We start from the raw sequence: 14,098 nt of genomic DNA, 5'->3' as shown, positions 1-14,098 counted from the left end.
ATGAAAGTAGCTGATGCATATTTCTTTTTTTCTGGTCAAGCACTGGAATGATATCAAGGAGTAACTTTTTATTTAAACAGTGATTATAATAAGAGATCTATTGAAATTTTAAAGTTATTAAATATTGACGCTATATACTTAAGTGTTAAAATAGAATGAAAAGTTTTTAGGAGTTTATATGGCAGTAGGTGGGAAAGCAAAGACAGCTAGTAAAAATAACCCTACTCAGCGTAAGAAGGCCGAGCAAAAAATTTATAAAGATAAACCGGTAAAACCTGTTAGATATATAGATCGTGACTCGCGCATGAATTATATGTCTGCTCAATATGATAACGGCAATCTGGTTGAAGATGAGGTAAGCGGCAATCCTATAAAGTGGGAAGCTGTATAATAGTTGTGGTTAAAGTTACTATTAATTCTAAGGAATGTGAAGTAGAGCATGGGCTCACTATAATTCAAGCTTGTGAAGTCGTGGGCGTTGAAATTCCACGTTTTTGCTATCATGAGCGTTTAGCAATTGCTGGTAACTGCAGAATGTGTTTGGTTGAAGTTGAGGGTGGGCCTCCAAAACCAGTAGCCTCTTGTGCAATGCCAGTTGCAGAAGGGATGGTTATTCACACTGATACCCCTAAGGTTAAAAAAGCACGTGAAGGTGTGCTTGAGTTTTTGCTAATTAACCACCCGCTTGATTGCCCAATTTGCGATCAAGGTGGTGAATGCGATTTGCAAGATATCACGATGGCTTATGGGAAAGGAACCAGCAGACTTGATGAGCATAAGAGGGCTGTGCCAAAAAAACACTTCGGACCACTGATTGAGACTGCGATGAATCGATGCATTCATTGCACTCGGTGTGTTAGATTTTTGTCTGATGTTGCAGGTACAAATGAACTTGGAGGAATCGGAAGGGGAGAAAATGTAGAGATTAGCACTTACATAAAAAGGCATATTAGTTCTGAATTATCTGGAAATATCATAGATCTCTGCCCGGTAGGGGCTTTAACTTCAAAGCCTTACTCCTTTACAGCGCGTCCATGGGAGCTATCACATTGTGAGACTATAGATGTGCTAGATGCTGTGGGAAGTAGCATTAGAGTTGATTATCGTGGCCTGGAAGTTATGCGAATATTACCAAGACTGAGCGAAGAGGTAAATGAAGAATGGATATCAGATAAAACCCGCTTTGCCTATGATGGACTAAAAGTTCAGCGTCTTGATCAACCTTATGTAAAAAAAGATGGTAAATTAGCCCCAGTTGATTGGAATGAAGCATTAACTATTGCTGCAAAGAAATTAAAGAATACAAAATCAAATAAAATAGCTGCAATTGCAGGTGATTTAGCAGATTGTGAGTCTATGCTTCTACTCAAAGAAGTGATGCAGAAGCTCGGCTCGGGGAATATAGACTGCAGGCAAGATGGTGCAAAGCTTATACCAAGTAATCGCGGATCTTATGTGTTCAATACCACTACCCAGGGTATAGAGAATGCAGATTTGTGTCTGCTTATAAATACAAATCCAAGGATAGAAGCACCGATCATTAATGTAAGATTGAGAAAGAGATATTTACAGGGCAACTTTCCTATTGCAAGTGTTGGTCCTAACATTGAATATTTGTATCATGTTGAGAAATTGGGCGATAATCCTGATATTTTGAGTGAAATAGCAAATGGAAATCATAAATTCTGTGAGCTGCTGGTAGCCGCCCAAAACCCTATGCTGATCATTGGTCAAGATGCATTAATAAGAGATGATTCTGAATCAATTCTAATTCTAGCTGGCAAAATTGCAGAAAAATTTAACATGATCAGAGATGATTGGAATGGCTTTAATGTGCTGCATAAAGCTGCAGCAAGAGTCGGTGGTCTGGACGTTGAGTTTGTTCCTGAAAAAGGTGGAAAAGACACTAATCAGATACTGGAAAATGCAGAAAGTGGTGACATAGAAGTGGTTTATCTTCTTGGTGCAGATGAAATTGATACATCAAAATTAGAAAATACATTTGTAATTTATCAAGGTCATCACGGTGATAAGGGTGCACATGTGGCAGATGTTATCTTGCCTGGTGCTGCATATACAGAAAAATATGCAACTTATGTAAACACTGAAGGTCGAGTGCAAAGAACAAATTTAGCTGTATTCCCACCTGGTGAAGCAAAGGAGGATTGGTTAATTATTAAAAATCTTTCACAATATTTAGACCTTTCTTTACCGTATGATAGTTTATTTGATGTGAGAAAAAAATTAGATACTATCGGTCCACAGTTTAGAAATGCCGATCAAGTGGTAAAAAACACATGGGTGCCAATTAGCAATGATGGGATAAGCTTAAGTAATACACCTTTCACTTTAAAGGAGTGTAATTTTTATATGACGGATTCAATAAGTCGCGCTTCAAAAATAATGGCAGATTGTACTAAAGCTTTTTATGAACACGCTAGTTAATATTTTATTTATTTTAGTACCGCTACTACTTTCAGTTGCGTACTTGGTATACTTTGAGCGTAAGGTTATTGGTGCAATTCAACTGAGACACGGCCCAAGTGTAGTTGGACCTTTTGGGCTATTGCAGCCATTTGCAGATGCTATTAAGCTACTGATTAAAGAGCCGATAATACCATTTAGAGCGAGCACCATACTGTTCATTATGGCTCCAATGCTTACCTTTATCTTGGCATTAATTGCCTGGGCAGTTATACCGTTTGGTGCTGAAGTAATTGTAGAAAATGGCCAGCAAGTAGTGATTCCTAAGGTTATAGCAAATATTAATGTTGGAGTGCTTTATGTGCTAGCTATATCGTCGCTGGGAGTATACGGCGTAATTATTGCAGGCTGGTCAAGCAATTCTAATTATGCATTTCTTGGCGCTATACGGTCGGCTGCTCAGATGATTTCATATGAAGTTTCAATAGGCTTAATAGTTGCTACAGTTGTTGTTACAACTGGTACGTTGAACCTTGGAGAGATGGTGGTAGCGAAACACAACATGCCATTTTGGGTTGATTTGCTACTAATGCCTATAGGAATAATATTTTTTATTTCTTTGCTTGCAGAAACTAATCGTCACCCATTTGATTTACCAGAAGCTGAAGCAGAGCTTGTCTCTGGATATAACGTTGAATATTCATCCATGCCTTTTGCCCTCTTTTTTCTTGGAGAATATGCAAATATGATTCTAGCAAGTGCTATGATGACGATATTCTTTCTAGGAGGATGGTATCCGCCGCTGGAGTTCAGTTTACTTTACAAAATTCCAGGTTTGATTTGGTTCGTTTTGAAGATAGTTATACTTTTGTTCGTATTTATTTGGATTAGAGCAACAATACCTCGTTATCGATATGATCAGCTAATGCGTCTTGGTTGGAAAGTGTTTCTGCCAATATCGGTGCTTTGGGTGGTACTCATTTCAGGAGTGTTGCTCTTTACTGGGAATTTACCTGGGTCCAATGTTTAATTTTCCAAATACAAGATTAAGGCGCAGGCGCTCGAGCAAATGGGTTCGCAATTTAACAAGTGAAAATAGTCTATCAGTAAATGATCTGGTTCTTCCTCTGTTTGTTCACGACAGAAAAGAAACAACTGAACCAATTTCTGGCTTACCAGGCGTAAAGTGTTATTCAATAGATGGATTAGTTTCTATAGTTAAGGAAGCTAAAGATTTAGGAATTAATGCTGTTGCAATTTTTCCTGTAGTTGATAGTAAACTAAAATCTGAAAACGCTGAGGGAGCATATAATTCTGACAACTTAATCTGCAAAGCAATCCGTGCTGTAAAATTAAAGGTACCTGAAATTGGTATTATTGCAGACGTTGCACTGGATCCATACACTATTCATGGCCATGACGGCATTTTAAAAGATAATCAGATGGATGTAGAAAACGATGAAACTATATCAGTACTGTGTAAGCAAGCACTTGCTTTAGCGAAGGCAGGATGTGATATAGTTGCTCCTTCTGATATGATGGATGGTAGAATAGGAAGAATCAGAAAATCATTAGATGATAATAACTTTCAAGACGTATTAATATTATCTTATGCGGTGAAATATTGCTCTAGCTTCTATGCTCCATTCAGGCAAGTCGTTGGTTCATGTGGGCTATCACATTCTATAGACAAAAGTGGTTATCAAATGGATTATAAAAATGCGCACGAAGCAATTTGCGAAATTGAAATGGATATAAATGAAGGTGCAGATTTTATTATGATTAAACCAGGTATGCCATATTTGGATATTATCAAAACAGCAAGTGATAAGTTTAATTTTCCGATTTTTGCTTACCAAGTAAGCGGTGAGTACGCAATGATAAAAGCTGCTGCAAATAATGGCTGGCTAGATTATGACAAGGTGATTTATGAATCTTTGATTGGTTTCAAACGTGCGGGTGCAAGTGCAATATTCACTTACGCTGCACTTGATGTTGCAAAAAATTTGGTATCCGTTTAGCAGTGTGGCTAAAAGGCACGTCTGTGCAAACATTATGATTTAGAAAAATCCAAGTAGCATGAAAATGCAAAACCTACTTGACAAACTCCGCCAGCCCCCTTATCATGAAACTGAAGGTATTTTATTATCTTCAATCTGTGCAGATTAAACGACAACAGTATTACGTGATTGGCGTCTTATTTTTAATTTTTTGCACTATGTGCACCTTATGTCTTCACAACCTTTCTGGGTTTTTACCCATATAAGCTGAAACGCGCTTACAAAGCGTTTAAGACAGTATAGAACGCCGATTTGCAGGATTAGAGAGTGACAACTAGCTAACACGGGATATCTTTTGCCTTTTTTTCTGCTTAGTAAATTTCTTAAATATTAAAGCTAAGGTTAGTTGCACTTAAAAGCAGCTAAATTGCAGTGTTTAAGACTTAAAAAAACGCCAATACTGAAAATAAACAGTGACCGGGGTTTCTTTTGCCTTTTTTTTATTTGCTTGATATTTATAATAGACTCACACCATCACACTCTGGGACCATACAAGAGAAGGCTACTCGGATGACAGGGAGGAACGGTTGTCGGTAAACTTAGAGCTATAATAACTATTTGCCTTTTTTCTATGCAAGAAGTCTATTGATAAGTCCGTTACAATACAGTATTATAAATAATATAAACCAAGTGTTACTTAGAGCATGGGGATTTTTTTTGAATTTTTGGGAAAGATGCTAGGTAAGGTTTTTCCTGCCAAAACAGTAAGCTCTTTTTTGGGAATAGGATATTTACCAGGTTGGCAGAACTATTGGTCTTCTTTTTTAATATTATTTATTGTCGATGTTATATTGATTTTTACATATGGAGGCGAATATTTACTATATAAAATGCCAAATTCAGGAATAGTTGTAGCTGCTGTTTTTACAAAATTGGCAATAGTTATGTTAGTAATACAATTAATTGGAATATTTATTTTTCATGCTCAGGACCCTTCAGCAAACAGTGGTGAAGAAATAGTAATACAAATAGCGTCAGGGCAAGTATTGACTGTAGCACTTTCAATGCCAGCAATAATGTCAATTTATTATACTGTAAGTAAACTCTATGGGAGTATATGTAAGCAGATGTTTCAATGCCCATTTTGGTTTAATGATTTTATGCACTTTTTCTTTTTTCTTATGATACCTTACGTATTTTTTAATGTCGTAGAAGTGATAAAACCATGGCCAATAAGTTCAATACAACTCAGCTATAATAATGCAATTTCAATTACATTTGAGGGGATTTTTCACACATTTTATGCGGTGATTTTACTGTATTTAACAGCATTTATATTCTGCGATTTAACTATGCATGATGCAATTGTCCTAAATAAAAGCATAATTCAGTATGTGAGGGAAAGTTCAGCAGTTTTAGGTGATTATTTACATAGTGCTGCAAAAAAAATAAATATTGAATAGTACTTATTTATTTATATATTTAGTATAAAAAGTGTGCAATTTGTGTGAATTTACAAAGTATAATAAAAGAGTTGCAAGATTTTTGGGCTGGTGAAGGGTGCGTTATACTTCACCCATACACATCTGAAGTTGGTGCTGGTACATTACATCCTGCAACAATTATGTCTGCAATTGATATAAAACCGACAAAAATTGCATATCTACAACCAGTAATTAGGCCAGCAGATGGACGCTATAGTGATAATCCTAATCGCTTGTATCAACATCACCAATATCAAGTTATAATAAAGCCATCTGGTAATAATTTACAAAACGTCTATTTAGATAGCTTAAAAGCTCTTGGCATATCTACAGAAAAATATGATATTAAGTTTGTTGAAGATGATTGGGAAAACCCAAGTGTTGGTGCATCAGGACTTGGATGGGAAGTTACATGCAATGGAATGGAAGTAACACAGCTTACTTATATACAGCAAGTTGGAGGGATTGACTGCAAGATGATTCCTGGTGAGGTGGCATATGGGTTGGAACGTTTAGCAATGTGCATACAAGGTGTAGATAATGTTTACGATATAACTTGGAACGATAACGGTGTAACTTACGGAGATATTTTTAAACAAAGAGAATATGAATTTTCTTATTTAGCGTTAGATTATTATGATACTAAAGTGGTACAGCAGCAATTTGAAGATACGGAAAAATTATGTAAGTTCCTTATTGAAAAGGAGCTACCAATTGCAGCTTATGACCAATGTATTAAAACTAGTCACCTACTTAATCTGCTTGATGCAAGAGGTGTGCTTGGTGTCAATGAACGTACAGCGCATATTGGTAGAGTTAGAGAGCTGACAAAAAAATGTTGCGAATTGTACATGAGTAAATAGCGTATGTCGTTGCAGTTGTTATTTGAGTGCCTTTCAGAAGAAATACCATCGAGAATGCAGAATGTAGCTGCAACTCAAGTTAAGAGCTGTATTGCCAATGTTTTTAACAAAAATAATGTAAAATTTACATCAATGGAGGTTTTTGTAACGGCACGTCGCATTACCCTATTTGTTGACAACATAAATGCTTTGGAGCTAAAGGATTCCAATAACGAAGTTAAGGGACCAAACATTAACGCACCAAAAAGTGCTATCGAAGGTTTTTTAAGAAAATATCAGAAAAATGAAGAAGATTTGCTCGTTCGAAAAGTAAATAATGAGGATTTTTACTTCATTAAAAGAGAAAGCTGCTCATTTAACATCAGAGAATTCCTCAAAAATCAACTGGAGGAAATGCTCAAAAACTTTTCTTGGTTGAAGAGCATGAGATGGGGCGAAGGAAAAGAAAGGTGGGTTAGGCCAATTAAAAACATTTTATGCATTTTAAATGACGAAATAATACCTGTGTCTTTTGCAGGGATCACAGCATCTAACACAACATATGGCCATCGATTTCTCTCAAGTGATGCGACGTTAACTATTAAAGCACCTAAAGACTATTTTGAATTGCTAGAAAAAAACAGCGTAATTCTCCAGCTGGACAAAAGAAAGCAATTTATACTAGATCAGATTAATAAATTCACAAAAGAGCAGAATTTACAACTTGAGAAAAATGATTATTTACTAAATGAATTGACAGGGCTTATAGAGTGGCCAATCGTACTGTTTGGTGAAGTGAATCAAGAAAAGTCATTTGGATTACCGAAGGAAGTAATTCTTAGTATAATTAATACGCAGCAAAAATATCTTGCTTTAAGTAATGGAAAGAGAATTTCACACTTTGTCACTGTTGTCAACGTCAACAATGGTGAAGTTGTTAAAGGACACGAAAGAATATTAGAAGCACGTCTTGCTGATGCACAATTTTTGATATCTCAGGACAAAAAGGAAGATCTGGATCATTATGTCAAAAAATTGGGTTCGATATTATTTCATGCTTTTCTTGGCAGCGTGGGGGAAAAGGTGAAGCGTATTACGTCTCTGTCAAAGTATATAGCTATATTTATTCCACATGCTTCGCTGATAAAAGTTGAACGTGCTGCATATTTGGCAAAAGCTGATTTGGCAACATCGATAGTAAGAGAATTTCCAGAATTACAAGGAGTAATGGGTGGATATTATGCTTCTTATTTTCAAGAAGATAGAGAAATAGTGGAAGCTATAACTGAACACTATAAGCCAATCGGGCCAGAGCAGGAGTGTCCTAAATCCCCTTCAGCAATTGCTGTGTCAATTGCAGACAAAGTGGATAGCTTAGTTGGTTTAATTGCAGCAGGTGAGAAAATCTCTGGTTCGTATGATCAGTTTGGTTTGCGGAGAATGACAATTAGTATAATTAGAACAATACTTGAAAATAATTTGCATATTCCAATTAGGCTATTGATAGATAAGTCAGTATCTTTATATTCAAGGCTTCTATTTAATGAAAATACAACGTCAGTTGATAAGCCAAATAGAAAACAAATTTCAGAACTAGTATTTAGATTCTGCTTAGAAAGATTCAAGGTTATTTTAAAAAATAGAGATATAAGGCAAGATGTCGTAGATTCAATACTATATAAAATCGATATTAATGATCTGCTGACAGCAGAAAAGCAAACTGTTATATTGGATCGTTATCTTAGTACGCCAGAAGGTGAACAGATTCTAAGCACTTACAAAAGAGTCAGTAACATGATGAGCAAAGTAAGGAAAAGTGATGGCACTACTTATAGTGCATCTTACGGTAAGAGATTTTTGATTGAAAATGAAGAAATTGCGCTATCAAATTGTGCTATAACTGCTTGTAAAAACATAAAACAAGCGATAAAAAATAACCACTTTAATGCAGCGCTTGATGAACTTGCTGGTTTTGCTCCGTTTATCAATCAGTTTATGGACAGTGTAAAGATTAACTGTGATTCTGATAAGCTGAGAAGAAACAGATTATCTTTGCTTGAAAATGTAGTTTCCGTCTTTCATTTAGTAGCAGATTTTAACCTCATACAAGTCAAGTAATGGATAAATGTTCAAGCAATATAAAGAACAGATAAAATTATCTCCGCAGTCTTGTGGTGTGTATAAGATGATTGGAGATAAGGATAAAGTTTTATACATTGGTAAAGCAAAAAACTTGAAATCGAGATTATCTGACTACCTTCAATTCGAAAACCTTTCTGAACGAATTAGAGTTATGCTCTCACAGGTTGTTAAGGTTGAAATATTCATCACTGAGAATGAAATCGAAGCACTGCTTCTTGAAGCACAGTTAATAAAATCATTGAAACCACTTTATAATATTGTGCTCAAGGATGGAAAATTTTATCCTTATATAACAATTTCCAAGCACGATTATCCAAGAATAGCAAAATATAGAGGCAAATTTAAGAAGAATGAGTTTCATTATTATGGTCCCTTTACATCTGCCGCTGCTGTTAAGCAAACTATATTGTCATTGCAAAAAGCTTTTCTCCTAAGAGTATGTTCAGATCAATACTTTTCCTCAACAAAAAGACCATGTATTGAATATCAAATTAAGCGCTGCTCAGCACCATGCATAAACAAAATCACAAAAGACGACTACTGCCAATCAGTAAAACAGGCACGAAATACATTGCTTGGAAGAAATAAGGAAGTGAAAGAACAGTTACTTTTCACAATGAGAAAGTGCAGCAGTGAAGAAAACTATGAGCTTGCTGCTATATATAGAGATCGGGTAAAGTTTCTTGAGCAAATTCAAATACAGCACACGGATTTTTCTTTTGAAAAAGATGCAGATTTCTTCAGTATTGTACGTGAAGAGGATCTAGCATGTATTAGTGTGTTATCGTTCAGAAATAAAGACAACTACGGCAGCACTCCTTACTTTGCCGAGAACTGTGGTGATCACTCAAATGATGAAATTTTATCCACCTTTTTGGTCAATTTTTATAATTCAGCTAACATACCTCCAATACAAATTTACGTTCCAGATTCTATTGTGGATAAGGAAATTATAGAACAAGCACTATATAAGGTTGCTCAAAAGCCAGTAAAAGTTCTGCATGCAAAGAATAAAAAAGAGCGTGATTTATTGAAATTTGTTTATGATAACTCTCAGCATAGCTTAGAGCAGAAGCTTATCGATTATAGAAATAACCTAGAAAAGCTTGAGGAGCTTAGCAAAATCTTCTTGTTACCAAACATTCCAAAGCGTATTGAGGTTTATGACAATAGCCATATATTTGGAAATCAACAAATTGGTGTAATGGTTGTTGCAGGGCAGGAGGGTTTTTTAAAAAGTGAGTACAGAAAATTTACTATAAAGGAAAAATTTTCAGGCGATGACTATAAAATGATGAGGGAAGTGCTAACCAGACGTTTCTCCGGCAATATAAAAGGCATAATACCTGATTTTTTACTGATTGATGGTGGACCAGGACATGTTTCCATAGTACAGAATGTACTGGAAGTATTGAATATAAACGTTCCTTTTGCTTGTATGGCAAAAGGTCCTGATCGTAACGCAGGAAATGAAACATTTTATATGCTGGGCAGGGAAGAATTCAGTCTGGCAAATGACAGCAAAGTCATGCTTTACTTACAATTGCTGCGTAATGAAGCCCACCGTTTTGCGATAACTTCACATAGAAAAAAACGCGATAAACAGTTTATAGTTTCACAATTAAGCAAAATACCCGGCATTGGCAACAAAAGGAAAAAGGCGTTGATGTCTTATTTTGGTTCAGTGAAAAATATAAGCAAAGCTTCTCTGGCTGAAATTCAAAACGTACATGGAATTAGTAAAGGTTTAGCAGAAGTCATTCTTAAATACGTGAATTATAAGAGAGGAGTGCTCTTAACCTGACACATATGGCTTTTTGAATACTCCTAATGAACATATTTATAAATAAATATTTACTCTTCTTTTTTATTGTTTTTGGGTTTTTCTTGATCAACCATTTCTCCACCGATCTCTTTTATTTTTAGTATCAACGACTCTGGTACATACATGTCAATTACTTCTTCTGCTGTCACAAATAAAGCCTGATAAGAGTGTGAATTTATTATCCAATTAGGCAATATGTCTTCTGCTTTTATTTCAGAATGTTCCTCTTTTTTGCCATATTCTTTTTTGTCATATACTGTGTAGCAATATAAGTGCACAGCAAAAAATAATACATAAGAGAGCAATATTCCTTTAAGCACTCCGAGAAAGATTCCAGTAACTCTATCGATAAACCCCAACCTTATGGGTGATAATATGTACATTAGCCAGTTGTTTATTATCATGAATATAAGATTAAGTATAATAAATACAGAGATTGTAGAAAGTATGTTTAGTATAACTTTAGAATCAAAATATTTACTATAATTTGGAGTGAAAAAATCATAGTGATTAGCTGTCAGAAAAATTGATAAAAATAGAAACATCAATGCGCATAGCTCTTTTATAAAACCTCTAGTTACCGAGATTATTACGCATAGAACAACAATGAAGATAATTAGGCTATCGAAAAGCATATTTTATATCTATATGGTTTTCAAGATATAATAGTTGTAAATAACAAGGTTGTAAAATTAATTGTATTTATGCTGCATCAATTGATCTAAATACCTAGCGATCATGTCAATTTCTAAATTCAGATAATCATTTATTTTGTTGTACTGAAAAGTTGTATTTTCCCATGTATAGGGAATTATATTTACTATAAATTCCTGATTAATAACTGAATTCACTGTAAGGGAAACCCCGTCTAGTGTAACGGAGCCTTTTTTTGCAACAAATTTAATTAATTCTTGTGGGCACGATAGTTTGATTTCATGAGAATCTAAATTTCGCTCAATTGTTAAAATTTTTACTATCCCATCAACATGACCCTGAACCAAGTGGCCATCGATTCTGTCGCTTAGCCGCATTGCTTGTTCTAGGTTTATTTTTTTTCCTATTCTCCACGTATTTAAGTTAGCAACCTTCATAGTTTCTTGAGACACTTGAACTGTGAATACATCGTTCAGTATGTTCACAACAGTTAAACATACACCAGAGCAAGCTATTGAATCTCCTTTGTTTATAGAGGGTAAATTTTGTGTTTTGATATGGAAAATTTGATCAGAGTTGGAGTGAGTGGTAGTATCAGTTATAGTCCCGATATCCGTGATAATTCCTTTAAACATATGGTGAAAATAAATAATTTTACCATGAAAATTTTTTTACAACAACTTACTTCTATTTTGTTATAGCTAAAGTAATTCTGGTTTACCAACGATTTAAAAAATGACAAATTCGTCATTCCGCTGCTTGCTAGTGGGATCTATGTGAGATACCGTGACGGTATGACGTAGGACTGCTGTCATCCCGCTGCTTGTTAGCGGGATCTATCCGCGGCGGTATGACGTAGGAAAACTGAGCCTGCACTAGCTATAGGCGCGAGAAAGGGGATCGTTTTCACTTACTTGCTTAACAGATTCTATAGAATATTCAGAATATATAAAGTAAGCTAAACTCAAAACACATAATGTAATCAATGTCGGTAACCCTATGTTCAATGCTAACCCAATATTTTCTCTTTTTTCTGGTGGCACTAATTCTTTTAACATTGACACTTTTCCTAATGGAAAATGCCATAAGCAAAGTGTTGATGCAGATGCTACTATTATAAATAGACAAAAATAAGCCTTTTTTGAGGAAAATACAGTTTTTAACGGTGATTTGAGTGTAATGTTAGTAGGTGGTAGAGTTTTAGCTTCATTTGTTGCTGGTGAAGGATCTTTAGATTTATTTATTGGTAAAGGGTTTGTAGATTTATGAGGAGTATTTTCATGTTGCGTAGGAGGTTGTTGTATATAAACACCTGAAACTAATTTGAGCAATTGCTCTTTTTTTTTATATACTTGCTTATGTAAATACTCTTTTGGAAAAGAAGACTTGCCAGCTGGTTGTGGTATTTCTAGTATTTCTAATACTTCTGATATCTCACCTGACTCCAATATTTCATGTAATTGTTTATCTTGAAAATAAACAATATTGAATATTGAGTTAAAAACATTGCGAAATGTTTCTGGATCTTGATTTTTGTATCCATTCATCACTTCAATAAATATTTCATCGAGTTTTTTTCCCCTGCGCTCAATCTGGTTATCTAACATAGCTACTCTAGCATCATTTTGTGCTTGTTTTATGGCTAATTGTTTTTCTTTCTCTGATAGTTCTTTGGTCTGCTTTTTTGACTTCTTTTTTCTGTTAGCCTTAAAATACTCTGTGTGCGAAGTAGTTTGACCTACATTCTGTTCTGCTCCTTGAGGTATTGGATTTCCTATACTACTTGTCATCCAAGTAGCTGACACTGGGGTCCATTTTTCTTTTTTTTTCTGGATTCCAGCGTCAAGCGCTGGAATGACACCAAATGGTATATTGTTGCTCTGTATAGAAGGTTTTGGTGTTCTTAAAAGGGATAACCTTATTACATCATTAAAAAAATTGGATAAGGGAAGGAAGATTCTATATTTTGGTATATTAGCTTTTATTGCAGCAGTAACCACTGGAGCTTTACAATTTACTTTGCTTGCTACGTTAAAGCCAAACGAGCCTGTAAATGGTACAATTTGTCTATTTTGTGCGTTTTTTTGCTTAGTTTCACTCTGTTCTTGTCTGTCTTTATTTTCTGCTTCTTTTACTTGTAGTGTAACTTGACTCTGTTCCTCATTTTCAGTTTTTTCTGCATGTTTTAGCCTTTCATTTAAAAATGACCCTATTTGGTGCAAATTATCTAAGTTAATGTCTTTAACATTTGTTTGTAGTATGATTGTTATTCCTTGCAGAAGGATTTGAGGCGGAGCATTATTTACGAATTCTTCTACAGTTTTATCACTACTAGTTTTACAGTAGTTATTATATAATTCACTGCTTTCTTTTGGTACTTTTATGTTGACTGTAAAATTTTTTTCCCGAGAAAGGCAGATTTTAAAAAAATCAATTAAAGATTTTATTTGAAATGGTCTTGTATTAAAGGTGTCTTTACCTGTTGCTGTTAGCTCAAATGAAAATTCTTGTATATTACTTTCAATACTTCTCGAGCGAATGGTACTGATCTTAATTATTTTGCTAGAAAATGCTTTACTTATGTTTTTGGATCTTTCCTTAAAGAACTTAGGTAAATCCTCTATTTTGTACTTATTATCAGTTTCAGTGTCACTGTTGTGCATGGTTGATACAGCAAATTCATCAACGCAAAGGTAAATAAAAAAAACTAATTGGTCAATAAATTAA

General features: G+C 34.9%; 11 protein-coding genes. 8 read left to right on the top strand and 3 right to left on the bottom strand.

From position 1 onward, the window contains the following. The first annotated feature begins 178 nt into the window (after positions 1–178). The 8 genes from AAGD68_RS05275 (at position 179) to uvrC (ending at position 10,696) form a co-directional block, all read left to right on the top strand. Entirely contained in the window at positions 179–391 is a 213-nt protein-coding gene (locus tag AAGD68_RS05275; protein ID WP_265045004.1) for a hypothetical protein, read from the top strand. A gap of 5 nt (positions 392–396) precedes the next feature. Further along, entirely contained in the window at positions 397–2,445 is a 2,049-nt protein-coding gene (gene nuoG / locus AAGD68_RS05270; RefSeq protein WP_265016757.1) for an NADH-quinone oxidoreductase subunit NuoG, read from the top strand. Beyond that, positions 2,429–3,454: an NADH-quinone oxidoreductase subunit NuoH gene (gene nuoH / locus AAGD68_RS05265; protein ID WP_264687804.1), complete on the top strand. Its 1,026-nt coding sequence runs from the start codon at positions 2,429–2,431 to the stop codon at positions 3,452–3,454. The genes nuoG and nuoH overlap by 17 nt, the downstream gene beginning before the upstream one ends. Beyond that, on the top strand, positions 3,447–4,445 hold the full coding sequence (hemB, locus tag AAGD68_RS05260) for a porphobilinogen synthase (RefSeq protein ID WP_265045006.1): 999 nt from the start codon (positions 3,447–3,449) through the stop codon (positions 4,443–4,445). Before nuoH ends, hemB begins: the two co-directional genes overlap by 8 nt. Positions 4,446–5,128: 683 nt before the next feature. Continuing rightward, positions 5,129–5,887, top strand: coding sequence for a phosphatidylglycerophosphatase (locus AAGD68_RS05255; protein WP_253307312.1), 759 nt, complete (start codon positions 5,129–5,131; stop codon positions 5,885–5,887). A gap of 44 nt (positions 5,888–5,931) precedes the next feature. Beyond that, the gene (locus AAGD68_RS05250) at positions 5,932–6,771 is read left to right on the top strand and encodes a glycine--tRNA ligase subunit alpha (RefSeq protein ID WP_341814165.1); all 840 of its coding nucleotides are present in this window, start codon (positions 5,932–5,934) and stop codon (positions 6,769–6,771) included. A gap of 3 nt (positions 6,772–6,774) precedes the next feature. Then, a complete protein-coding gene (gene glyS, locus AAGD68_RS05245) occupies positions 6,775–8,868 on the top strand; it encodes a glycine--tRNA ligase subunit beta (protein ID WP_253307314.1) in 2,094 nt (697 codons plus the stop codon). A 7-nt stretch (positions 8,869–8,875) separates the two neighbouring features. Further along, positions 8,876–10,696 (top strand): excinuclease ABC subunit UvrC, encoded by a 1,821-nt coding sequence (gene uvrC, locus AAGD68_RS05240; protein WP_253307315.1) that lies wholly within the window; start codon positions 8,876–8,878, stop codon positions 10,694–10,696. A gap of 50 nt (positions 10,697–10,746) precedes the next feature. Here uvrC and AAGD68_RS05235 read toward each other — a convergent pair whose 3' ends face one another. The 3 genes from AAGD68_RS05235 to AAGD68_RS05225 all read right to left on the bottom strand — a co-directional run bounded on the left by AAGD68_RS05235 (position 10,747) and on the right by AAGD68_RS05225 (position 14,034). After that, positions 10,747–11,352, bottom strand: a complete 606-nt coding sequence (locus AAGD68_RS05235; protein ID WP_253307316.1) for a CvpA family protein — start codon at positions 11,350–11,352, stop codon at positions 10,747–10,749. A 57-nt stretch (positions 11,353–11,409) separates the two neighbouring features. Further along, entirely contained in the window at positions 11,410–12,006 is a 597-nt protein-coding gene (locus AAGD68_RS05230) for a riboflavin synthase (protein ID WP_264687809.1), read from the bottom strand. 240 nt (positions 12,007–12,246) lie between these two features. Next, the gene (locus AAGD68_RS05225) at positions 12,247–14,034 is read right to left on the bottom strand and encodes a hypothetical protein (protein WP_264687810.1); all 1,788 of its coding nucleotides are present in this window, start codon (positions 14,032–14,034) and stop codon (positions 12,247–12,249) included. Positions 14,035–14,098 lie beyond the last annotated feature (64 nt).

This window comes from Wolbachia endosymbiont (group A) of Machimus atricapillus, from assembly GCF_964027095.1.
Lineage (GTDB): Bacteria > Pseudomonadota > Alphaproteobacteria > Rickettsiales > Anaplasmataceae > Wolbachia.
This window is presented reverse-complemented; position numbering and strand designations above follow the sequence as displayed.